This window comes from Psychrobacter sp. 1Y1 (assembly GCF_051847395.2).
Lineage (GTDB): Bacteria > Pseudomonadota > Gammaproteobacteria > Pseudomonadales > Moraxellaceae > Psychrobacter.
On sequence record NZ_JBPYDF020000001.1, the window covers coordinates 36,291 to 61,449 of the forward strand.

General features: G+C 42.3%; 22 protein-coding genes. 8 read left to right on the forward strand and 14 right to left on the reverse strand.

All coding sequences use genetic code 11. The annotated features are described in order from the left end of the window. Window positions 1–44 precede the first annotated feature (44 nt). The 12 genes from ACS8FA_RS14150 to ACS8FA_RS14205 form a co-directional block, all read right to left on the reverse strand. Complete coding sequence (locus tag ACS8FA_RS14150; RefSeq protein WP_102092095.1) at window positions 45–1,742, reverse strand: ATP-binding protein; 1,698 nt, start codon at window positions 1,740–1,742, stop codon at window positions 45–47. Between the two features lie 329 nt (window positions 1,743–2,071). Beyond that, on the reverse strand, window positions 2,072–2,788 hold the full coding sequence (locus ACS8FA_RS14155) for a response regulator (RefSeq protein ID WP_057761994.1): 717 nt from the start codon (window positions 2,786–2,788) through the stop codon (window positions 2,072–2,074). A gap of 600 nt (window positions 2,789–3,388) precedes the next feature. Continuing rightward, a complete protein-coding gene (locus ACS8FA_RS14160; protein WP_057761996.1) occupies window positions 3,389–3,805 on the reverse strand; it encodes a F0F1 ATP synthase subunit epsilon in 417 nt (138 codons plus the stop codon). A 114-nt stretch (window positions 3,806–3,919) separates the two neighbouring features. Further along, window positions 3,920–5,353 carry a F0F1 ATP synthase subunit beta gene (gene atpD, locus ACS8FA_RS14165; protein WP_057761998.1) on the reverse strand — a complete coding sequence of 478 codons (1,434 nt, stop codon included), beginning with the start codon at window positions 5,351–5,353 and terminating at the stop codon, window positions 3,920–3,922. A 38-nt stretch (window positions 5,354–5,391) separates the two neighbouring features. Next, window positions 5,392–6,273 (reverse strand): F0F1 ATP synthase subunit gamma, encoded by an 882-nt coding sequence (gene atpG, locus ACS8FA_RS14170; RefSeq protein ID WP_058023506.1) that lies wholly within the window; start codon window positions 6,271–6,273, stop codon window positions 5,392–5,394. A gap of 209 nt (window positions 6,274–6,482) precedes the next feature. Then, the gene (gene atpA / locus ACS8FA_RS14175; RefSeq protein WP_058023505.1) at window positions 6,483–8,027 is read right to left on the reverse strand and encodes a F0F1 ATP synthase subunit alpha; all 1,545 of its coding nucleotides are present in this window, start codon (window positions 8,025–8,027) and stop codon (window positions 6,483–6,485) included. Window positions 8,028–8,120: 93 nt separating this feature from the next. After that, a complete protein-coding gene (locus ACS8FA_RS14180; RefSeq protein ID WP_439264426.1) occupies window positions 8,121–8,744 on the reverse strand; it encodes a F0F1 ATP synthase subunit delta in 624 nt (207 codons plus the stop codon). A 13-nt stretch (window positions 8,745–8,757) separates the two neighbouring features. After that, the gene (locus ACS8FA_RS14185) at window positions 8,758–9,228 is read right to left on the reverse strand and encodes a F0F1 ATP synthase subunit B (RefSeq protein WP_101205956.1); all 471 of its coding nucleotides are present in this window, start codon (window positions 9,226–9,228) and stop codon (window positions 8,758–8,760) included. A gap of 117 nt (window positions 9,229–9,345) precedes the next feature. Next, window positions 9,346–9,594, reverse strand: coding sequence for a F0F1 ATP synthase subunit C (gene atpE, locus ACS8FA_RS14190; RefSeq protein ID WP_010197960.1), 249 nt, complete (start codon window positions 9,592–9,594; stop codon window positions 9,346–9,348). Window positions 9,595–9,627: 33 nt separating this feature from the next. Next, window positions 9,628–10,494, reverse strand: coding sequence for a F0F1 ATP synthase subunit A (atpB, locus tag ACS8FA_RS14195; RefSeq protein ID WP_101205957.1), 867 nt, complete (start codon window positions 10,492–10,494; stop codon window positions 9,628–9,630). Window positions 10,495–11,170: 676 nt separating this feature from the next. Continuing rightward, entirely contained in the window at window positions 11,171–11,569 is a 399-nt protein-coding gene (locus tag ACS8FA_RS14200; protein WP_439264424.1) for an ATP synthase subunit I, read from the reverse strand. 289 nt (window positions 11,570–11,858) lie between these two features. Further along, a complete protein-coding gene (locus ACS8FA_RS14205) occupies window positions 11,859–12,752 on the reverse strand; it encodes a metal ABC transporter solute-binding protein, Zn/Mn family (RefSeq protein ID WP_439264422.1) in 894 nt (297 codons plus the stop codon). A gap of 210 nt (window positions 12,753–12,962) precedes the next feature. Between ACS8FA_RS14205 and ACS8FA_RS14210 the strand changes: the two genes are divergently transcribed. From ACS8FA_RS14210 to gluQRS, 6 genes are all read left to right on the forward strand, one after another. Next, a complete protein-coding gene (locus ACS8FA_RS14210; protein ID WP_160022083.1) occupies window positions 12,963–13,541 on the forward strand; it encodes a Fur family transcriptional regulator in 579 nt (192 codons plus the stop codon). 78 nt (window positions 13,542–13,619) lie between these two features. After that, window positions 13,620–14,417, forward strand: coding sequence for a metal ABC transporter ATP-binding protein (locus tag ACS8FA_RS14215; RefSeq protein ID WP_439264419.1), 798 nt, complete (start codon window positions 13,620–13,622; stop codon window positions 14,415–14,417). Window positions 14,418–14,530: 113 nt separating this feature from the next. Continuing rightward, window positions 14,531–15,334, forward strand: a complete 804-nt coding sequence (locus tag ACS8FA_RS14220) for a metal ABC transporter permease (RefSeq protein ID WP_101205961.1) — start codon at window positions 14,531–14,533, stop codon at window positions 15,332–15,334. A gap of 309 nt (window positions 15,335–15,643) precedes the next feature. Then, complete coding sequence (locus ACS8FA_RS14225) at window positions 15,644–16,483, forward strand: metallophosphoesterase (RefSeq protein WP_379543352.1); 840 nt, start codon at window positions 15,644–15,646, stop codon at window positions 16,481–16,483. A 492-nt stretch (window positions 16,484–16,975) separates the two neighbouring features. After that, window positions 16,976–17,413 carry an RNA polymerase-binding protein DksA gene (gene dksA / locus ACS8FA_RS14230; RefSeq protein ID WP_057762021.1) on the forward strand — a complete coding sequence of 146 codons (438 nt, stop codon included), beginning with the start codon at window positions 16,976–16,978 and terminating at the stop codon, window positions 17,411–17,413. Window positions 17,414–17,655: 242 nt separating this feature from the next. Then, entirely contained in the window at window positions 17,656–18,651 is a 996-nt protein-coding gene (gluQRS, locus tag ACS8FA_RS14235; protein WP_439264418.1) for a tRNA glutamyl-Q(34) synthetase GluQRS, read from the forward strand. Window positions 18,652–18,784: 133 nt separating this feature from the next. Here the strand turns inward: gluQRS and ACS8FA_RS14240 are convergent, their stop codons facing one another. Continuing rightward, window positions 18,785–19,981 (reverse strand): FtsW/RodA/SpoVE family cell cycle protein, encoded by a 1,197-nt coding sequence (locus ACS8FA_RS14240; RefSeq protein WP_180958148.1) that lies wholly within the window; start codon window positions 19,979–19,981, stop codon window positions 18,785–18,787. A 277-nt stretch (window positions 19,982–20,258) separates the two neighbouring features. Further along, entirely contained in the window at window positions 20,259–21,683 is a 1,425-nt protein-coding gene (murD, locus tag ACS8FA_RS14245) for a UDP-N-acetylmuramoyl-L-alanine--D-glutamate ligase (protein ID WP_439264416.1), read from the reverse strand. A 708-nt stretch (window positions 21,684–22,391) separates the two neighbouring features. On the opposite strand from murD, the gene ACS8FA_RS14250 reads away from it, so the two are divergent. After that, complete coding sequence (locus ACS8FA_RS14250; protein ID WP_439264414.1) at window positions 22,392–23,891, forward strand: SulP family inorganic anion transporter; 1,500 nt, start codon at window positions 22,392–22,394, stop codon at window positions 23,889–23,891. 174 nt (window positions 23,892–24,065) lie between these two features. Beyond that, a complete protein-coding gene (locus tag ACS8FA_RS14255) occupies window positions 24,066–24,920 on the forward strand; it encodes a universal stress protein (RefSeq protein ID WP_057762029.1) in 855 nt (284 codons plus the stop codon). Window positions 24,921–25,159 lie beyond the last annotated feature (239 nt).

Consider the following 25,159-nt stretch of genomic DNA (forward strand, 5'->3'; position numbering starts at 1 on the left):
TTAGTCTGATAGCTTGCTCTGATAGCTTAGCCCTATAACTTGACCTAATCTGACAACTTAGTATCGAAGTCGCGCTCGCTTTTCTCTTGCGTTAATTCATCAGCAGCAAGAATCTGCGTCAATGGTTTAATAGGCCACGTCATCACGAACCTTGCGCCGCCTAACTCACGACTCTCATCTACCTTCATACTACCATTAAACCAAAATGCAATGCGCGATACAATAGACAAGCCTAGGCCATAGCCACCTGACGCGCGTGTACGGCTGTCATCTAAGCGTGAGAATGGAATAAATACTTTTTCGCGATCTGCTTCAGGAATACCATGTCCATCATCTTCGACACTGACGAAGGCATTACCTTTTTTGACACCAGCACTAATGATAATGGTTGTTTCTGCATAGCGTAACGCATTACCTGCAAGGTTTTGAATCACACGGTGTAAGTAGCGTCTATCTGCCACTGCCGTTACTTTTGCATTTGGCAAACTGGTCACTATTTTGATAGGTTTACCTAGCGCATTGGTTTCGCGCTCGATCTGCTCTAACAGCTCTCTTAAGTTTACTGGTTCTAAATCTAACTTTGGTGACCCTTCCTCAAGCTTAGCATAGGTCAAGATCTCATCAATCAAACCATTAAGCGATTCAATATCTTCATCAATATAGTCACGCTGCATAAAACGTGAGTCTTCGTCATCCGTATCAGCAAGCATATCTACGGCAAATCGAATACGAGCCACTGGAGTACGAAGCTCATGTGAAACCGCTCGGGTAAGCTCGCGCTGTGATTCAATCAAACGCTTAATATGCGAGGTCATGGCATTAAAAGTCGCTGATAGACGCGCTATTTCATCTTGACCAATCACCTGTACTTGAATATCAAGGTTACCTTGGCTGACCTCATTCACACCTACCTGAATCAATTGCAGCTTACGCTCAAGCGGGAAGATGAGTGCATATACACCTAAGCTAATTAGGAACATACTGATAAGAATCATACTAATAATTAAGTTAAGCGGGAACCAGTTAAATAACGGTATAGGCCCAATTAAAATTGCCATATCATTAATTTCAGAGGGTACTATTACCCTAATAGCAGAGTTACTCGTACTACTGTTAGTATCTTGCAGTGATATGACGACTTCATCACGACGCAGACGAGCCATCTGATCTGAATCTAACTCAAGCGTATTAACTGCTTTAAACGCTAAAGGAAAAGAAAACTTTTTCTCCAATTCAGCCAAACGTGCGCGCTTGTCCGATAGTGTCATGTGATAAGACAAATCATCTAACAGAAATACCGCGATTGCCCGTACTTGCTGCTCAGTAACCTGTGAGATTCTCGCTGTTAAAACACTCTTGTTGTCCGGCAAACGATAATAAACATCTGCATATACAGGCTGGTTGAAATAACGTACAACGGTATTATCATTTTTAAAACGGCGTAACTCACTGGCGCTAAAATCTACTTCGTCAATAGGCAAGACTTTAAAAGTAGTACCAAACAAACTACTCGCATCTGATAACCAATATTCACGCTCTTCTTCGCTATTTTGGTGAGAGATTCCTTCACTCACCAAATGGAACGCCCCCATTGCCATATTTTCACGATAAGACTGCACACGCTCCTTATTAATGGTATCCATCAATAACTGCGCAAACAATGCCACACACAAGCAGACTATAAGTAGCCCAGCATAGATACGAACAAAAATACTGTGTTTTAAAGAAGAGACTAATGACATACGTGCCGTGACCAACTTAATAAATAGAGATTGCCAATATCATCAAACATATAGATAGTGCTATGTGTTTAATGATATCGAGCATGATCGAATAGGGATAGACTTTAACTTTGACTTTTAATGACCGCATTTTAATCCATATGCAGCAATCATCCAAAGACTTATATGTATGACATATATTTAGTTAGCGTCTATAATAATGAGTTAATTAAACCACATAACACTGCATTTAAGTTTAAAAATTAGAATTTAGCCACAAAAAAACCAGCATCGTTGCTGGTTTTTTCGAATAGTGATTAATAATTAATCAACCTATAGAAGCAACAATATTAGTTGCCTTCTTTTACGAATAGATAGCCTTTACTACGTACGGTCTTAATACGCTTTGGATTTTCTGGATCATCACCGATTTTTGGACGAATACGTGAGATACGTACGTCAATTGAACGATCTTGACCATCATACTCAATACCGCGTAGACGCTCAAAGATATCTTCACGTGACAAGATGCGACCTGCATTAGAAGCAAGTAACCATAGTAGATCATATTCAGCACTGGTGAAATCAACCAACTCATCACCTAGGTTAACTGAACGACCGCCGTTATCAATTACTAACTCGCCAAACTCCAGACGTTGTGGCACATCTTCTGATGGTGCATTTTCTGAGCGGCGCAGTAGCGCACGAATACGGGCAAGCAATACACGTGGCTGAGCAGGCTTGGCAACATAGTCATCAGCACCCATCTCAAGACCCAATACCTGATCCATGTCTTCAGTACGTGCAGTCAACATCAAAATTGGATTTTGATAATGCGGACGCACTTCACGGCATACGGTCAAACCATCGCTACCAGGTAGCATGACATCAAGTACAACCATATCTGGTTGCTCATTGACGATACGGCGAATAGCACGATTACCATCAGTTTCAATTGCCACTTCTAAACCATTTTTGACCAAGTAATCTTGAGTCAACATGGCCAGACGCTCATCATCTTCAACAATCAAGATTCGGGGGGTGTTGTCTTCTTCATTCGTTGTCATTGTTATATCCTCTAATACATCTAATTTAAAAGCAGTAAAAGTAAGAGCGGTAAAATTAATAGCACCGTATAGTGGCACAATTGATGTTCGTATAGCTGTTACAAACTTGGTAGCACAGTATACTATTAAATTATCAGCTTCCTGTACTATAGCTTATAGTCGGTAACAAAACCTATAAACTACCCCTATCAAAACTTTAGTTTGCGTCCAGAAATTACGCCAATTACTTCGTTAGTACATCGCAATTTGTATTATCTATCGTTTGCTAATTACCCAAACCATCGAGCCAACGTTATCGCGTACAGTTACTGCTCGTTGCTTATAATACGTTATGTCTAATATAACCATATATTACCGTTGTCGCCAGTGTCTTTTTAAGAAAATTCTAATGGAGGATGATTCATTGATAATAAAAGATTTTTCCTGAGAATAGATTGAACTGCCACAAATAATAGACAAGTCATAACCATGCGTATTTACCCCAAAACCGTTAATTTCATAATGAATAGACATAAAAAAACAGCCCATATAATGGACTGTCTTTTTATTATTACTTTTAGCGATAACTCTAAATGATTAGCTAGAGCTATCAGTAATAAATTACGCGCGGTTTTTGTACTTACGAATAGTCTGTAATTGTCCTACTGACTCTGCAAGTGAGGCCAAAGCCGCATTGGTTTGTAGCGTATCAGACTGGTTAACTAGCATTTGCTCAGCCTTTTTACGTGCTTCGACGATTTTGCTTTCGTCAAGATTGTGTGCACGCATAGCTGTATCAGCCAATACCGTAACCATCTTAGGCTGTACTTCTAGTACGCCACCTGAGACGTAAATTACTTCTTCTTCACCGTTTGGTGTTTGCACTCGCATTGCACCTGGCTTTAGCAAAGTAATAAGCGGTGTGTGACCTGGCAATACACCAATCTCGCCTTCGGTACCAGTAGCTATTAACATGCTAATTTCGCCTGAATACAACTCTTCACGAGCACTTACGACGCGACATTGTAACGTTGCCATACTTAATTCCTTACCATCAAAGCGCGATCAAAAAACAGTAAAACTGCGATGCGTTACTGAAGAGTAGATACAAGGTTTATATTATATCTACTCGTTAGCTTATGCTTATACAACTTACGCTGACTTAGACTTCATTTTTTCAGCTTTAGCGACTACTTCATCGATGCTACCAGCCATGTAGAACGCCTGCTCTGGTAGGTCATCATATTCACCAGCGATGATTGCTTTAAAGCTAGCAATGGTATCGCGTAGTGGTACGTATTTACCAGGTGCACCAGTGAAGACTTCAGCTACGTGGAATGGCTGAGACAAGAAGCGCTGAATCTTACGAGCACGATAAACAACCAGTTTATCTTCTTCTGATAACTCATCCATACCCAAGATAGCGATGATGTCTTTCAGCTCTTTATAACGCTGTAGAACTTCCTGAACACCACGAGCAACATTGTAATGATCTTCACCGATTACTTGTGGGTCTAGCTGACGTGATGTTGAATCCAATGGATCAACCGCAGGATAGATACCTTGTGATGCGATATCACGGCTTAGTACAACTGTTGCATCCAAGTGAGCAAACGTTGTAGCAGGTGATGGATCGGTCAAATCATCCGCAGGTACGTATACCGCCTGAACTGAAGTGATAGAGCCTGACTGGGTTGACGTAATACGTTCTTGTAGTAAACCCATCTCTTCAGCTAGTGTTGGCTGATAACCAACCGCTGATGGCATACGACCAAGTAGTGCTGATACTTCTGTACCCGCTAGTGTATAACGGTAGATGTTATCAACAAACAATAGGACGTCACGACCTTTGCCAGTAACAGGATCTTTGGTATCACGGAAGTATTCAGCCATGGTCAAACCAGACAACGCAACACGTAAACGGTTACCCGGTGGCTCATTCATCTGGCCATACACCATTGCTACTTTAGACTTACTGAAGTCTTCAGTGTTTACAACGCCAGCTTCTTGCATTTCGTGATAGAAATCGTTACCTTCACGAGTACGCTCACCAACACCAGCAAATACTGACAAACCTTCATGTTTTAGAGCGATGTTGTTGATCAGCTCCATCATGTTAACGGTTTTACCAACACCAGCACCGCCAAACAGACCAACTTTACCACCTTTAGCGAACGGGCAAAGTAGATCGATAACTTTGATACCAGTCTCTAGTAGCTCAGTGCTGTTTGACTGATCCGCGTAGCTTGGCGCTTCGCGGTGGATAGACCATTTTTCGTCAGCAACAACAGGACCTTCTTCATCGATAGGACGACCAAGAACATCCATGATGCGACCTAGCGTACCAGTACCTACAGGCACAGAGATAGGTGCGCCAGTATTAGTAACAGGTAGGTTACGCTTTAAACCTTCGGTTGAACCCATTGCAATAGTACGTACGATACCATCACCTAGTTGTTGCTGTACTTCTAGGGTGGTTTCGGTACCATCTACTTGCAAGGCATCAAAAATTTGAGGAACTTCATTACGGTTGAACTCAACGTCAAGAACCGCGCCAATAATCTGTACAATACGACCGCTACTCATTGCGTTCTCCTTGAACTTCTATATATAGGTGTAGTCAATTATGAAACAGCAGCAGCACCGCCAACGATTTCCGAGATTTCTCGGGTAATCGCCGCTTGACGCAGCTTGTTATAAACCAACTGTAAATCGTTAATAAGGTCACCAGCATTATCTGTTGCCGCTTTCATCGCGACCATACGTGAAGACTGCTCAGAGGCAATGTTTTCCATTACCGCTTGATAAACAATCGACTCGATATAGCGACCAAGCAATTCATCAATCAATGTCTTGATGTCAGGCTCGTAGATATAATCCCAGCTAAGTTCTGTCTGTAGACCACTGTCTTCATCACCAAATGACTGCTCTGGTAGAGGTACCAACTGATTAACCGTTGGCTTCTGAGTCATCGCATTGACGAATCGGTTGTAGACGACATAAATACGGTCAAGTTTACCGTTACTATAGTCCTCAAGCATGGCTTGAACCGGTGCATTTAATTGCTCAAACGTTGGTTTGTCACCATAATCGGTCACAGCCGATGTAACATTACCACCAAAGTTTTTGAAGAAGCTGACACCTTTGGCACCGATGACTGCAAACTCAGCTTGTACTGACTGATCTTGATAATCTTGGATACTTTTAGTTAAAGCTTTGAATAAGTTAATATTCAAACCACCCGCTAGGCCACGGTCAGAGGTGATGACAATATAGCCAACCTTATTGACTGGACGCGATACCATATACGGATGTTTATAGTCTGATGAGGCATGCACCAAATGCGAAATAACCCGGCGCATACTATCAGCATACGGGCGACCCACTTCCATGCGCTCTTGAGCACGGCGCATCTTGCTCGCTGCTACCATTTGCATGGCACGAGTGATTTTCTGGGTGCTTTTAATACTGGTGACTTTGGCACGTATCTCTTTTAAGCTTGCCATAATGATTCCAATATAAGAGGGTTAAAAAGCATTGGCGCATGCAACAATCGTTTGATATACAACATCACTTTTATAGAATAACATTTTATATCTTGTGGCATTACGCGATCTAATACCGATCATGGTTAAGACAGTGGCGCCAATATCTAGTCAGACAACGCGCCACTTTTCAAACGACAGTCATAACCACTTCGGCTTAACCCGTTAAATTAATAACTGTGATTTTGTTTAAAGGTCTCTAACGCTGACTTTAAACGACCTGCGATATCATCATTGTAGTTCGCAGTGTCATCAATCTCACGCATCAATTCACTTTGTTCATCATGCATATAGCGCAAGTACGCTTCTTCGAAAGAACCAATCTTTTCGACAGGTACGTCAGCTAAGAAACCTTCGTTTGATGCATAGATAACCGCCGCTTGCTCAGAGATTGACATTGGCTGATATTGCTTTTGCTTCATCAATTCAGTAACACGCTCACCATGATCAAGCTGTTCGCGAGTGGCGTCATCAAGATCTGAGGCAAACTGAGCGAATGCTGCCAATTCACGATACTGAGCCAGTGCGGTACGAATACCACCAGAGAGCTTTTTGATGATCTTAGTCTGAGCAGAACCACCAACACGCGATACCGAGATACCAGCGTTGACTGCTGGACGGATACCTGAGGCGAATAAGCTAGACTCTAGGAAGATCTGACCATCAGTGATCGAAATGACGTTGGTTGGTACGAATGCAGATACGTCACCAGCTTGTGTTTCGATGATTGGTAGTGCGGTTAAAGAACCAGTTTTACCTTTCACTTCACCGTTAGTGAACTTTTCTACGTAATCCGCGTTTACGCGTGATGCACGCTCAAGTAAACGTGAGTGTAAATAGAATACATCACCAGGATAGGCTTCACGACCTGGCGGACGACGTAGCAATAGTGAAATCTGACGATAAGCAACGGCTTGCTTTGATAAATCATCAAATACAATCAGTGCATCTTCACCGCGGTCACGGAAGTATTCGCCCATCGTACAACCTGAGTAAGGCGCGATATACTGTAGTGCTGCAGGTTCTGATGCTGAAGCTACCACAACAGTGGTGTATTCTAGTGCGCCAGTTTGCTCAAGCTTACGTACCACGTTAGCGATGGTCGAACGTTTCTGACCGATAGCCACGTATACACACTTAATGCCTGAAGCTTTCTGTGCGATGATCGCATCGATAGCCATTGCTGTTTTACCAGTCTGACGGTCACCAATGATAAGCTCACGCTGACCACGACCGATTGGGATCATAGTATCAACGGCTTTATAACCGGTCATCACTGGCTGATCTACTGACTGACGATCGATAACACCAGGGGCGATCTTTTCAACTTTGTCAGTCATCTTGGCATCGATAGGACCTTTGCCATCAATAGGATTACCCAAAGCGTCAACAACACGGCCTAGCAGCTCAGGACCTACGGGTACTTCAAGAATGCGACCAGTACAATAGGCTTTTTGACCTTCTTGTAATTTTAGGAAGTCACCTAGTACTACTGCACCAACAGAATCACGCTCTAAGTTAAGCGCCATTCCGTAGACTTCACCTTCAAACTCAATCATTTCGCCGTACATGGCATCTTCAAGACCATGAATCTGCACGATACCGTCAGATACTTTGACAATCGTGCCTTCATTCTTTGCAGTTGCACCCGCATCAAGGTCTTGAATACGCTGCTTAATCAGGTTACTGATTTCCGCTGGATTCAATTGTTGCATTGCCTTGTTTCCTTTAATTTATGATAACCCGCCCACTGACTCAAATGCTCTTACTGTCACGCAGACACTATATGACTGCGTCGATAAATGGCATTAGGCAGTTAGCTGTGTTTTTAACTGTTGTAACTTGCCGCGCATCGAATCATCAATGATTTTGTCACCGACTTTGATTGTAGCGCCTGCCAATAAACTTGGGTCCACTGATTCATGAATGACTATGCTTGCATTTAGTGATGTAGCAAGACGCGTTTGCAGCATTTGACGCTGTTCATCAGTCAATGGGTAGGCAGAGGTCACATATGCGTCAAGCTGCTTTAAGCTTATTGCCTTGTGACGGCGATAATGCTCATAAACTTCAGGAAGCAGCGCCAGACGCTCTTGTTCTGATAACTGTTTAACGAAGTTACTAAGTGCTACTGATACTTTTGGATAGCTTACGTTACTGTCAAGGCTAGTCCCTTGAGCTTCGCTTAATAACTGCTTAAAAGCAGAATCATTAGCGCTAGCTACTTGCGTATCATAAAGATCGACCAAAGCAGCTGACTTATGCTCAGCAGAAACAGCTGGATTGTCTAGCCAAGTACTGAACGACTTGTCATTGACAACAGTGCTAGCAACAAGTAAGAAGTTTTCCCACTCGTTGACTGCGCCGTTTTCGTTGGCATAGTCAAACGCGGCTTTAGCGTACGGTCGTGCTAAGGTTGATAAGTCAGCCATTATATCCTCACAATTACAGCTTCGCCGCCAGTTGGTCTAACATACTGGCATGTTTTTGCACATCGACTTTGTCTTGCAAAATCTTCTCTGCACCAAGTACAGCCAGTTCAGCAACTTGGGCACGTAATGATTCACGCGCTTGATTGATTTCTTGATCGATAGATGCTTGCGCTTGTTGACGAATGCGCTCGCCTTCCGCTTGGGCTTGCGATTTTGCATCTTCGACGAGCTGATTGGCACTCTTGTTCGCTTGCTCGATTAGAGCGGCAGCCTTGGTCTTTGCAAGATCAAGTTCCTGCTGGACATTTTGCTCCGCGGTCGCCAAATCTGCTTTTGCTTTTTCTGCGGCATTCAGACCTTCAGCAATTTTACGCTGACGCTCATTGATGGCACCGATAAGTGGTGGCCACACGAATTTCATGCAAAAAATCACAAATATTGCAAAAGCAATGGCTTGACCGACGAGGGTAAAATTGATATTCACGTGATCACCTCTTTGTTAATGAAAAATCAGTTTCATTGATCATGTTTGGTAGTCAAATCTTGACTATATTTGATAGAAAGTCTCCGAATACCAAACATTTACAACTGAGCTTTCGGATTAACCTGCTAGAGGGTTAGCGAACAACAATAGCATAGCAATACCAACACCGATCATCGGAATAGCATCAAGAAGACCTGCTACGATGAACATACGAGTTTGCAATTGTGAGCCAAGCTCTGGTTGACGCGCAACGCCTTCTAAGAATTTTCCACCTAGAATAGCAAAACCAATACCTGTGCCAAGTGCGCCAAGACCGATAAGTAGTGCTACTGCGATAACTGTGTAACCACCTAATACTGGATCCATTGATGTATCCTCATTTACCTATTGAATGTCTAATTAATGTTCAGTTGATGATGCAAGCGACATGTAAACTATCGTCAGCATCATGAATACGAACGCTTGAAGTGTAATAACTAAGATGTGGAAGATAGCCCACGGTACCGATAACGCCCATTGAATCCAAAACGGCATTAGAGCAATCAGTATGAAAATCAATTCCCCAGCATACATGTTGCCGAATAGACGCAAACCAAGTGATACAGGTTTGGCTATTAGAGTAACTGCTTCTAGGATGAAGTTGATGGGAATCAAAATCGCTTGTACGATTGGGTTCTTGGCGCCAAACGGATGTAGTGTTAACTCACCGATAAAGCCGCCCAAACCTTTTTCTTTAATGCTATAAAAGATAATCAGTGCAAAGACAGAGAACGACATGCCAAGCGTGATGTTAGGATCAGTCGTTGGAACAATCTTAAAGAAAACATGATGTGGATCATGGCCCATAGCGGCACCGATTTGCCCAGCAATACCTGGAATGAAATCAACAGGTATTAAATCCATCAAGTTCATCAAAAAGATCCAGACAAAAATGGTCAACGCCAGCGGCGCAATCAGTTTTGATGTACCACTGTATGAATCACGAACGTTGTTATCAACAAACTCAACGATCATCTCAACTGCTGCCTGAGTTTTTCCGGGCACGCCTGAAGTGACTTTTTTGGCAACCATCCAAAAGACGGCGCAAAATAAGATACCTAGACCAATCGACCATAGCATAGAATCAAGATGGATAGCGTTAAAGCCCATTGCCCCTGCTTCTTCAGCAGTATGAGCAACTTTCCAACCTTCGCCCGGCAGATAGCCATACGTCCAATTCGTTAAGTGGTGAGAGATATATTCTGATGATGTTTGCTCGGATGCCATAATGTAAGCTTCTTATTAATCAACGATTTAATCAACTACCAAAAATATGGTTGTCATCTGATGAGGTATAGTATTTATATCTATCTTGCTATTAAGCAAATAAATAAACCGTACTAAATCACTCATGTAACCAACAACATCCAACCCATAGTTCTATTACTAATATGCAGTATTTGATAGCGTGAGATAAATTTTAGCTATCAAAAAAGGGCTTATGATAACTCAGTAATAGCCCTTGCATTTTTATACGCAAAATTATTATATATGTGCTTGCCCACTGACCGTTTTTTACGATCGGCGCTTAATGTAGCGCTTATAAGCAAAATATTTAGCCGCCTATATTAATGCAGCGTTGTATTCGTGTAAAGTCAATTGTGATTTTTTTATCCACTGTATGAATAAGTTAGCCACCAGTTTCACTTGCTAATATAACCACTAACCATAATCAGATAACAGTACTCTAATTATCAGCGATACAGATAGTTGAATAACCCCTACCCTCTCACTGCATACTACGTCTAACATTGAGACTCATAGTGCGGTCTTTATAATCACTGGTGCTATCCTAAGACAGCGTTGTGCTTCGACTTTTCGAACTAGTCATAGAGAAGCTGGACGGCAGGGTGACTTGCCAGTACTATTAATAAACCATCTGTTTAGCGATCATTTATTAGCGCTAGCGTATATGCCACAACATCCAACTGTGACTAATTTGCATTACCATAAAACCGATAAACAGCGCTAGCGCAGATAGGGGTTGTACGGTAATAAAAATTAGTGCAAAACCAAACACGGTCAATAACCATTTTGACATTTGACCCCGATATAGCTGGCTAACGATGTGTTGGCGCGCGCGATATCCGGTGTACCAAAAAATAAAAAACGCAAATACTGCTTGAGTGATAAAACTTAGTAGCGCACCAATTGCAGCGCTTTTTGCTATCGTAAGTTCACTATGTAGCCAAATAGTATCTACTAACCAAGCAATGATAATAAGGATAAATAGTATCCATGCTTGTCGTTTAATATAGATGCCAATCTTGTCTTTTTGCGTGCGTTTGGCAGGCTTGGTCATCGGTATTCCTATAGCCCTTACAGCATTGGGACAATATATCATACTTATGATAATTTTATCCGTGAATGACTTACTCCACAGGCATTACCTTTCGGCCAAAATAAAACGCTACTTATTATAGGTAGAGCGTAACTATTAAGCAAGTAAAATATGACTTTTATCAGTCACCTAACGCATTTTGCTAAGATTATTATATTACGTAGTCTGTAATAAATGCTTAAAGCGAAGCTATACAACCAACTCAAACAATCCTAGCAAATTGCTGTTTTTGGCTACATTAAGAGATACATTACGAGATACATTGATATATCTGCTCGGCCATACTCTGCCAACCGCTGATAAAGTCATCGCTACTACTCATATCTTCAGGTTGTACCGTACTCTTCACTGGTTGCAATTTCGCAAGTAAGCCCTTTGCCGGCTCACTTGGACTAACCAAACACATTTGCTTGGCTGGGCGTTGCTCATTTAACCAACGGAGTTGGCTTGCTTTAGGTGATAGATGATGATCCACGCTAAGGCTACCGACGAGCATTAAGTGTAAGCTGTCTTCGATATATTGATACGCATCATGATAAGCCCAATAAGGTCGTATTTTTGAGGCACTTTGAATAGAGCTTTGCTCAAATGCAGTAACTTCTTTGTCTAGTTGCTGTGCAAATTTTTTCGCGTTGGCTTGATATAGGTCTTTATATTGCGGATTGGCATGGCTATGAATCACAGCCAATGCACGGGTAATGGCTTTGGCATTTTCAGGGTCTAACCAAATATGTGGATCTAGTGTACCCGCGATAGCGTCGCCCTTTACATCACGTAATGGATGACGATTGAATGCATCAAACTCAAATAAAGCAATGGCATTTGGGGCTGTTTTTAGACTTGCTGCTACATTGTTTTCTAGCGGCTCACCGAACCATACCACAAACTTGCTGTCTTTGATTGCTTTGATATCACCAGGGCTGATACTACCATGATGTCCCACCTCCCCCGCTTGCAATAGTCGATTGGCTGATGGCGCGCCTTCTGTTACTGCTTCACTCAACAAGAATAGCGGATAATTGCTAACACTGACCGTTGCAGCTTGTGCATTCAGTGTGAAAGACCCTATGACTATCAGTCCTGTCATTAGCAAGCGCTGTAATGTGATAAGCGAACGTACGGAGTAAGTAAAAACAGCGTTCATAGTAAGCTCTTTTATTGTTAGATAGCATTGTTGGATAACGAACGTACAAGTAATAGTGTCCTGCCCCACTCCTGTAAAAAGGGTAGATATACAAGACTACTATAAGACAATTCACTCAGTTCTTATTTTAGTATGTTATACTATAACAATAAAAAACGCTATCATAAAAAATGTCATGCGATTACCATGCTATTTTTAGGAGCTTGTACCATGTCTATTACTTCATCGATTTGCGAACATTTGCATGATGTGCAAGATCTGACTCCGCATGATGTTCATGAACGCTTAGCAGCAGCTAAAGAACATTGCCGTCTAAATGGCGCGCGCTTTACGCCTTTGCGTCAGCAGATATACCAATTGGTATTAGAGGCGGATCAGCCCGTTGGCGCTTATGACCTAATCACTCAGTTGCAGCAAATGCGATTATCTATACCTGATGGCAACGATATTCAAAAAGCAACGAGCTCACCCACACTATCAATAGACACTAAGACAACTAAAAAACGTGCGCCGAAAAATGTCGCGCCGCCAACGGTTTATCGCAGTTTAGAATTTTTGCTAAGTGAAGGGTTGATTCATCAATTAACCTCTATTAATGCTTATGTTCCTTGCTGTCATCCTCGTGCCCAGCATACAGCCGCCTTCTTAATCTGCGATCAGTGTCAACGCGTTCAAGAATGCAGCAGCCTGCCCGTTCAGGAAATGATGAGCTTTGCCGAGCAAGATGTGGGGTTTGTGGTTGAGCGTAGTGTCATTGAGCTTAGCGGTCGTTGCCAAGCTTGCCAGTAAAATTAAAACTACTGTGGTTCGTGTAAAAGTTTTAAGCATGATTCGTCGATTGTCTATTTACCTATGCGTTGTCATATTATGAATACCTCTACCCTACCTTCTAATCAGTCAAATACTGCTGTTACAAATGACAGTACTGTGAGTAATGCTGACAAATTATTGAGCTTAAAAAATATCAGTTACCATATTGGGCCTCAACGCCTGCTCTCTCACATAGATATTGACATTGCTGTTAACGAAACGGTCAGCCTTATCGGTCCCAATGGCGCTGGTAAGTCAACGCTAGTCAAACTTATCTTAGGTTTGATTGAATCAACTGATGGCTCTATGACAGCACATCAGCCGCTACAGCTTAGCTACGTACCGCAGCGATTTGCTGTGCCACCGATATTGCCATTGCGCGTTTGCGATTTGTTGGCGCAAGCAGATAAAAAACGCCTAACCTCTGAGCAGCGGCAGTTTATCTTTGATAACTTATCATTAACCCATCTACTATCACGGCAGATGTTGCATTTATCAGGTGGTGAGACGCAGCGCGTACTATTGGCCAGAGCGCTACTAGACAAACCCAACTTGCTTATTTTAGACGAGCCGATGCAGGGTCTCGATCCCGATACTGAAGTTTGGCTATACCAGTTTATTGACGAGCTGCCTGATTTCTTACGTTGCGCCATGCTGGTGGTGTCTCACGATTTGCATTGGGTCATGAAAGGCAGCCGCCGCGTCATTTGTTTGAATAAGCATATTTGCTGTGAAGGACAACCGAGCGAGCTGGCTATTAGTACTGAATTTCAAAAGCTATTTGGTCATCATTATGAACAACCATACGTGCATCAGCCCCATGCCTGTGAACACCATGCACCAAGCGAGTTATAGCGTTAATAATCAAGGCTCAAAATCGCCAAAATCCAGCTCATTAAAGCCAAAACTATCAAACATATAAATAATACGGCTTTACTCTTTTATAAAAAATTTTACGGACATTCATTATGACTGCTTGGTTAGCCATCATTGCGCCTGCTTGGATCGCTGGCAGTATATTAGCGTTATTATCAGCGCCGTTAGGTTGCTTGGTATTGTGGCGGCGTATGGCGTTTTTCGCTGATGCCTTAGCCCATGGCACGTTGTTAGGTGTGGCTTTGGCTGTTTGGTGGCAACTGCCAATGGGTATCGGCATTGCATTAGTCAGTGTCATGGTCGTGCTGGGACTGGTCTTGATTGATGATGAGCGTCTGCCAGTGGATGCTGTATTGGCAGTCGTATCAGTGTCGCTCTTGTGCCTAGGCCTGCTAGCCTTAACCCAATTGACTGACCAACAGGCCAATGTGCTCGGGTTTTTATTCGGCAATTTGCTAGATCTCGATTGGGCAGATTTGCCTTTGCTTGCTGGTAGCGTATTAGCTGGCTTGGGACTGCTTATCTATATTTGGCCTGCGCAAATCAAGCTTGCAACGCATGAAGCATTGGCACGTATTCAAGGTATCAACCCAACACGGCAACGACTGTTTTTTATGGGTGTACTGGCAGGGTTTTGTGCGATTGCTCTACAGGCAGTTGGCAGTCTATTAATCAGCGGATTATTAGTGCTACCTGCACTGACCGCACGTCTATGGTCGGCATCGCCAAAACAAATGGTGATTATAGCGTTGATAATCGCTCAACTGGGTGTGACACTTGGTGTGTGGGGCAGTATTTGGCTAGATATTCAAACGGGTCTTTCTATCGTCTTGATATTAGCGGCTTTATTTTTTACTGCACTCATTTTTTCAAAGTTAATAAAGATAAAACTTTAGTTAGCGTCGCTGTAAATACGTTATAATAAATAAAACATGACTGTTTTTCGCTATCTTTTTGTTCGACTTTATTTTATTAATATAATGAATACTTTAGTTCAATATTACTATAAGTTGGCTCTAACTTCGATATTACTAGTTGATAGTATAAATATCATTGATTCGAGTCAAAGTAAGCTCAAGGCAAACGCTGTGCTCTTTTATAGTAGATTGATAATAATTATAAATACCCAGTGAAAAATAGTAGCTCATTTATCCATACTCGCGCTAACAATACTTATTGTTGTGATCCGATAAGGGACTGAACCAATGCCAAACTATCCTGCCAATAAGTTAAGCACCTCTGACCAAACGATAAATATTTTACAGATTACTGATTTGCATTTATCGACGCCTGTCTTTGTTGATGAAAGTAACACCTATAGTGATGACGTAACTTGTCAGCGTAGTTTTGAAGCCGTGCTTCAGCAGGCGCTTAGTGAAGATATTCGCTGTGATTTGATTATTGTGACTGGTGACTTGGTCAATCGAGTAAAGTCCTCAATTTACGATCATATCTTTACTGTATTACAGGCGACCCAGATTCCTTTTGCTTGTATTGCTGGTAATCATGATGTAACGGATGAAAATGGTAAAGACTTGCCATTTTTTCAGCGAGAGCTTGTCGCTCAACCTGCTGACTCACGTTTGTTAAGTCGTCATGTCATTGAGACTGAATACTGGCAACTGTTGTTATTAGACTCATCCATTTCTGGTAAGGTCGCAGGCGAGATCACGCCCACTGATATCAACTGGTTATGTGAGAGACTCAGCACCTGTGATAAGCCCGCATTAATCGCCCTACACCATCATATTGTTCCAGTTGATTCTGACTGGATTGATACCCATATGGCAGAAAACACTGAGAGTTTTTGGCAGCATATGGCGCCATTTGAACAGCTACAAGTGGTGATCAGTGGACATACTCACCAAGAGCAAGTTCGACTGCGCCAAGGCGTCACGGTGTATAGCACGCCATCTACCTGCTATCAGTTCAAACCCTATGAAGATGATTTCTCTTATGATGAGCATGCATTACCAGGATATCGCTGGTTGCAATTAGCCAACAATGGAACAGTTGCAAGCTGGGTTGAAAGACTGGATACTTGATGCCCAGAATTATTGGGAATAGTATAACTCTTAGCCCTTTATACTTATAGCTTTCATCAATAATTCCTAATAAAAAATGCAATGATAAACAAATAAAATATGCATTCAATATAAAAAATCACTTCATTATTATTACAAACAATGATACAACTTATGAAATAAAGCAAGGGTGGCCAAATATCTAATATGAAGTCACTGCACGATAGCTAGGATGGCCCATTAACCACAAGCTCAGTTTTCACAATCAATGACCTACGGCATGCTTTAGACAGTATTATTCAAACCGAAGTTTATATAACAACTTATCTAACAATCGGTATATAACTGTCAGGATATAAAGTCTACGATATTATTTGATCAGCTGTGTTACTTGTATTACCAAGTGGTGAAACGTTTGATAAAAGGACAAATTGTAGCGTTTGTAGCATTAATAACGTCTTGTCTTTTGATACGTCGTTTTATTGAATTAATTTGAAAAAGTAGGATACCCATATGAGCACCCTGACCACGAATCCGAGTGAAGTTAAATTTACTCCTTATGTGCCGGCCAAAGACGAAGAGTATATGTCTGATGCGCAGTTGGAGCACTTTAAGGCTATTTTATTGGATTGGAAAAACCAACTGATTGGCGAAGCGGATCGTACCAAAAACTACATCCAAGATGAGTCAAGCGCCATGCCAGACATCAATGACCGTGCCACTCAAGAAGAAGAGTTTGCATTGGCATTACGTACTCGCGACCGTGAGCGCAAACTTATCCGCAAAATCGACAAATCTATGTTAGAAATCGAAAATGATGACTATGGATTTTGTGAGACTTGTGGTGTAGAGATTGGATTACGTCGCCTTGAAGCACGTCCAACCGCAACTCAATGTATCGACTGCAAAACCTTATCTGAAATCAAAGAACGTCAAAACCAAGGCGCTTAGATCAGATATTACAGATATAAATGTAAGCATAAGCGACCTTATAATAGGTCGCTTTTTGTATTTTAGACTGTCACTATTTTGCTGCATTACTAATTTTGCTCTGAAAAACACAATCGCTTGAATAATGACATGACTAACAAAACAATCTCATTTAATGAATATCTTTTGATACTTATATTTATTATTCTATCTTTATTACCTCTTATAGACAGCCATTTATTTTGAAAACAATGCCTACAGCCATGCCGACTCAAACGCCACCATCACAGCCCATTGGTCGCTTTGCTCCTTCACCAACGGGTGAGTTACATCTTGGCTCTCTAACCACCGCGCTTGCCAGCTTTTGCCATATCAAATCAATCGGTGGTAAGTGGCTTTTACGTATGGAAGATACCGATACTGAACGCTGTGATAGACAGTTCACTGAGCAAATTTTGATGGATCTTGAGGCACTTGGATTGCATTGGGATGGTGATGTTATTTATCAGTCTGAGCGCATTGATATCTATAACGATTATCTGTCATCATATCTGGAGCCGTTGACCTATGGCTGCCAATGCTCTCGTAAAGACTTAGAACAGTACTGGGCGCAAGAAGAGATAAATAAAAACCATAGTAGTGCCAGCTTAACCGCGGCGACCGATCAGACATTATTAGACGAACAAGTTTCATCAATTGGCCAAGTACAGCCAAATCGGCAGCGCTATCCACGTCGCTGTGTGGCAGCTGACCTTGATAGACAGCAGCATAAGCTACGTATTCAGCTACCAGACTATCGGATTGGCTTCAATGACGGTATTCAGGGACTACAATGGGATAATCCGCAACAGACGTTAGGCGATATGGTCGCTCGTCGTCAGGATGGCATGATTAACTATATACTGGCGGCCAGCCTCGATGATGGTCTACAGCAGGTTACTCATATCATGCGTGGCCTTGATATTCTACCTATGACGACCGCGCAAATCGGTATCATGCAAGCAGCCCGCCTACCCACTATTGACCAATGGTATCATCTGCCATTGATTAATAATGCCGATGGCCAAAAACTCTCTAAGCAAAATCTTGCTCAACCCATCGACACATCAGACCCGAGCCAACTTATTGCTGAAGCCCTATCGCTACTGCAGCAAGCAAAGGTCGATATTGATACCCCAGAAAACATGCTCAAACAAGCCATTGCTCAATGGGATAACTCCCCGTTACAAGGCAAGCAACAGTTAAACTTGTCCTACTGATAAGAGTTCAAAAGCTATAAATAGACAATAAAAAGCGCCACTATGAGTGACGCTTTTTATTGCAATAGTACTGCACACTATTTACCGAAACTCTGAAGTTACATTATGCCAAGCCCATGATATGCAAAGCCTATTAGTAATAACGGCATTGGCTTTTCTCGATTTCAGGGCTTTCTTTATATATCTTTAATAATAGCGCAACCATAACCAAGCTAATCAACATAGACGATCCACCATAACTAAAGAACGGCATAGTGAGACCTTTGGTTGGAATAGCACCCATATTCATCGCAGCGTTAATAATCGTCTGGGCAATAAATACCACGCCGATTCCGAAAGCGGTATAGCTCATACGCATTTGACGACGTTTTAGCGCATTGTAACTGATACGCATCGCACTACCGATGATCAACGCTTCAAGTATCAGTACCATACTGACACCGACAAACCCTAACTCTTCACCTGTAATGGCTAATAAAAAATCCGTATGTGCCTCAGGCAAATGCGACAGTTTCTGTACACTTTCGCCATAGCCGACACCCGTGAATTGCCCACGACCAAAGGCGATCAAACTACGTGCCAGCTGATAATCAGTATCTTGTACATCGTCAAATGGATCCATAAACGACATCACACGCACCAGTCGGTACTCTGCCGTAGTCACCATCAAGACTGCACCGCCAACAGCAGCAGCACCCAAGGCTAAGAAGTGCTTATAAGGTGCTCCAGCAATATAAAAAATCGCGAACAGCGTACCAATAATGACGACAAAAGAACCAAAATCTGGCTGCGACAATAGCAGTATGGTTATCAGCGCCACTACCAGCATAATTCGCAAGAAGCCATCTAAGCCATTACGAACTTCAAAAGATCTCCGCACCACAAAATCAGATACAAACACAATCATTACCAGTTTGGCCAACTCAGCTACCTGAAAGTTAAAGCCGCCTACTGTGAGCCAGCGTTTGGAGCCATTAATTGGCGTACTAAACAGTGTGGCAACAAGTAATAGCCCCGTAATGCCCAACAAAGCAAACTGGGTCTCAGTCTTATATAGGGTGCGTAAAGACACGCCATAATAAGGAATGACCGCAACGATTAAACCAATCGTCATATACAACAACTGGTTTTTGAAAAAATACAGCTCGGTCATACCACGGCTAAGCGCAAAAGGGATAGAAGCAGAAGCCACCATCAGCAGACTAAGCACCATCATACAGCCGACGCTTGATAATAAAATTGCGCGCGCTGACGGCATAGACAGAACACCATCTGAGCCAGAGGCTTGCTTGGTTTGGGGCGAGGAACGAAAAAAAGAAGAGAGCGCCATAATTTTATATACACTAACAAACGAAAAAACACGGCGTCTATGAAACGCCACCGTTTAAAAAATCATAAAATAAATCGTACTAGATAGATGATAGCAAGCCCTTAACCATCGGCAAATGCCTTAGCTAGCACCTATTTCAGCAATCAAGATTATATAGTTGACAGTAGCAGCAATCTATAAGCAAAACAATCATTTATCCAGAAAATACTGGCTGTTGCTAGAGAAGAGACATATGCTATGCCAATCTATATAGCTGCTTAATATATTCGACTACCTATCAAGCTTCTGATTGTGCGGTATCTAATTGATTGACCAGTTGGCTAAAGTGTTCACCGCGAGCTGCATAACCACTATATTGGTCAAAGCTGGCACAGGCAGGTGACAACAATACAGCCTGCACTTGCGATAAGCTACTGGTAGTGACTTGTTGGATGGTCGCAAAGGCATTCTTTAATGTCTGACACTGATGTAGTGCAACATCATCACTCAATTTCGCAGCTCTTAGGTGTTGTTCAATATGCTGACCATCCTCACCAATGAACAAGACTTGGCTCACATATTGATTGATAAAAGGCGTTAATTCACCAAACTGTTGCCCTTTGCCTTGCCCGCCTAAGATCAATAATAGCTTACCGTCTTTTGGCGCATAGACTGCGCCCAAGCCTTCGATAGCGGCCATGGTCGAACCAATATTGGTGCCTTTAGAATCATTGAAATAATCAATACCAGCAGCGTTAGCTACATATTGGCAGCGATGTTCAAGACCTGTGAACTGCTGCAAAGTGGTCAGCATACTCTCTAGCGGTAATCCTGCCAGTTCACCAAGTGCTAGAGCCGCTTGCGCATTCAGTAGATTATGACGACCTTTAATCAACAGTTTGTCTGCCGACAGTAATCGTTCTGTACCACGAGCAAGATAAGTTTGGCCTTCTGTGTCGGTAATCAGACCATACTGACCTTTATCAGGGGCATGAATACCCGTACTAATTCTCGGTAGGTTGTCTGCGACCAATGGACGAGTGAGTGCATCTTCGCGGTTAATCATCACCGACTTGGCACCTTGGAAGATACGGTGTTTGGCTTGATGATAGCCAAGCATGTCTCCATGACGATCTAAGTGATCAGGCGACATATTAAGCACAGTCGCTACTTTTGCGCCCAAATTGGTGACGGTTTCTAATTGGAAACTAGACAGCTCAAGTACCGCAAGTTCCATATCAGAATTATCTAGCAATGTTAAAGCTGGCACACCGATATTGCCACCGACGCCCACGTTAACGCCAGCATCCACTGCCATTTGACCAACTAGCGTAGTGACCGTACTTTTGGCGTTAGAACCTGTAATCGCTACGATGGGTGCGGTACACGCTTCACAGAACAGTTGAATATCGCTAACTACAGGAATATTGGCTTGGCGAGCAGCAGCCACAGCGGCAGTCTCAAGAGAAATACCTGGGCTAATAATAATACGTGCCGCTTGCTGTAATAAATCGGCATCTATCTCACCAAACTGACGAATCTCAATCTCGGCTGGCAACTGATCGGCCAATTTAGGGGTAACTTGAGCATCAGTGACTGCGACTTGATAGCCTTGCTTGGCCAGATAATGCGCGACTGACAATCCAGACTGCCCCAAACCCACCACGACTTGTAGACCACTACCCTTATGAAGTAAGGCTTCTGTTGCTATGTTAGTGGTCATATCTATTCCTTCTATTAAACGAGAAAAATTGCATCAAATAAGTCTGCTGTATAGCGACTCTAATCAACGCCGCTAAGATGTGCAGCATCTTAACGCCATCGTTCAGATTTCGGTACTGATTTTTTATGAGTTTATGCTATTATTCGCCTGTTTTTATATTAAGTGGCTAATGCTATAATAGTCAGCTTGATTAATATTTATCAGTATTTTGCTGAGCACATTGCTCAAGCATTTTAGTTTAGCATGTTGTCACATTTATCGCGCTATTGTCACGCCTATTCATTAACGATTCTCGTTGTGATAAGGGTGTATCAGACAATTTTGATAGTTTGACGAGTGATATATCACCTTCTACTACAGCAAGTGATTGCTGACTCTATATATTATTGTAGGTACATCTATCTAGTCGCCTATTTTAAGCAATCTTTTAAAAAATATTTTTAGGTAATTTACTGCCCTTATCATCGTATTGATTATTGATGAGCGTATTTTTGATACCAAAAAAATCAGTAGATATCTTGGTTATTAGTTAGATACTTTGGTTATTAGTTAGATATTTTGGTTATTAATTTCTCACAATCCAACACAGCAACATGACCTAGTGCATGTTGAAGTAAAAGAAAAATGAATAGCTATTATTAGCGACGCGATCATTTTATAAATGAGTAATGATTACTTTTTTTGCCTCTAACCCTATGTAGTTTACTTATGACATCTTTTATTGATAACTTGCGTGACGAGTGGTTTTCCAATGTTCGCGGTGACGTTTTATCGGGTTTGGTTGTAGCCCTAGCCCTTATTCCAGAAGCCATTGCCTTTTCTATTATCGCTGGTGTTGATCCAAAGGTTGGCTTATATGCCTCATTTTGTATTGCGGTAGTGATCAGTTTTGTGGGTGGTCGTCCAGGTATGATTTCGGCAGCGACTGGCGCGATGGCACTGGTCATGGTCGACTTGGTTGCTGACCATGGTCTGCAATATTTGCTTGCCGCAACTTTGCTTTGTGGTGCCATTCAGGTCGTGATGGGCATTTTAAAGCTTGGTAATCTGATGCGCTTTGTCTCCCGCTCAGTGGTTATCGGTTTCGTCAACGCCCTAGCAATATTGATTTTTGCTGCGCAATTACCAGAACTGAACCCAATGACTGAGCGTGTTGGCATGACCGTTTATATCATGACGGCAGCTGGTTTGGCGATTATTTATCTGTTTCCACTTATTCCTAAAATCGGTCGCATCGTTCCTTCGCCGCTTATTTGTATTATAGGTTTGACCGCTGTTGCAATGTATATGAACCTTGATATTCGCAACGTTGGCAGCATGGGTGATTTGCCAGATTCATTGCCAGTATTTTTGTTGCCTGACATTCCATTAAACCTAAATACCTTGTTGATTATTGCACCATACTCTATCGCGCTTGCCATCGTCGGTCTTTTAGAGTCTATGATGACAGCAACGATCGTCGATGAATTGACCGATACACCAAGTGATAAAAACAAAGAGTGTCGTGGTCAAGGTATGGCTAACGTCGTGTCAGGTTTCTTTGGTGGTATGGCAGGCTGTGCGATGATTGGCCAATCAATGATCAACGTCAAATCGGGTGGTCGTACGCGTCTATCTACTTTGATGGCCGGTGTCGTGCTTCTTATTATGGTCGTGTTCTTGAGCAAATGGGTCAGTCAAATTCCAATGGCAGCCTTGGTTGCAGTCATGATTATGGTATCGATTGGTACATTTAACTGGCAGTCTATTCGCGAGTTTAAGACGCATCCAATGTCGTTTAATATCGTAATGCTGGCGACTGTATTGACTACCGTCTTTACTCACAACTTGGCTTACGGTGTCGGCGTAGGTGTCTTACTATCTGCCTTGGCATTTGCTAATAAGATTGGTCAATTCCTAACCATCTTTAGTGAATATGATGACAGCAGCAATACCCGCTACTATTATGTTCAAGGGCAGGTATTCTTTGCCTCGACCACCCAGTTCTTGCATAGTTTCGATACCAAAGAGGCTGTAGATAGTATTCAGATTGATGTGAGCCAAGCACATTTTTGGGATGTCAGCGCTGTTGATACCTTAGACAAGCTAGTGATGCGCTTGCAACGTGAAGGCATTGATGTCAAAGTGGTAGGACTCAACAATGCGAGTCGAACACTGATTGATCGCTTCTCTGTTCATGACCGCCGAGACATTGGCTTGTTAGACTAAGCGACACTGCTAAGCGAATCTACGCGGTTGCCATATGGCTGTATTATTAGTCCATGGCTGATGTATCGGATATTAATAGACAGTTATATTGGTAAAAGGGTTGGATGTATTTTGCATACGCCAACCCTAAACTAAGATAGCAGATTTTTATTATTAAAATGATGTGGTCGTTTTATGAGTAATTTAAAACCAGATAGTGTGATTGCTTGCTTGGACTGTCCTGATCATGTTCAAGCGGTACTAGAGGCCAGTATGTGGGCTTCTATTCGCCTGCGCGCGCCTGTTGGCTTATTGCACTCGATGCCAAGCTTGCAGCAAAAAGCCGCTATTAATTATTCTGGTTGCCTCAATATTGATGACGAAAACGCTTTGCTCGAACAGTTCACATCTAAAGAGCATCTGAGCAACTGTGAACTAAAAGCGCAGGGGCGACTGCTATTATCTCAAGCAACCTCATATTGTGAGCAGCAACGCCATAAGCTAAAGACATACACACTGCATCGTCATGAGAACCTCAACCAAAGCATTGATTACGTCGATGACAAAGCACAAATGATCGTTATAGGTCATCATGTCACCTGCAAATCAACACTAAGTCAACTCATTCGAGTCAGTCACTGCCCCATTTTGGTGACACATGCACCATTTTTGCCCCCTACTACTGCTTTATTTGCGTTTGATAACAGTCCAACGTGCCATAAACTACTAAATTGGCTGTGTAAAACGCCACTGGTGCGTGCACTAACGGTTCATATCGTGATGGTTGGCAAGGAAACTTCTGATAACTGTGATGCGTTGCGTGAAGCCTACGCCAAGCTCAAACAGGCGGGTATCAAATCCAAAAAGACATTGCTAGATTGCCGTGATGTCGCGGCAGCTTTGAACTACTATCAAAACCAACATGATATCGGTTTACTTATGACTGGGGCTTTTGGCCAATCTCGTTTACGCGAATTACTACAAGGTAGCGATACAAAAAAGCTATTGGTCAGCACAAAAACTCCTTATCTACTATTTCCTAAAGCCTAACGACGTATATATAAACACGCCCAAACCCTTTATCTATCTAAGCCCAGGGGTCTGACTACTATGTTAGGCTCTGCCGCTTACCTCTATTCTCTCTCTACCTTCCCGCCATTCACCTTTGATACGCTTGCATGAAAAGGCCAAGCGAACGACCAAACTCAAGTTAGCAAATCGTCACATGAAATAAAGGGATAGCCTCCCCAAGCACTCAAAAAGTTGGTTATAATAAAGTTTTCGTTAAC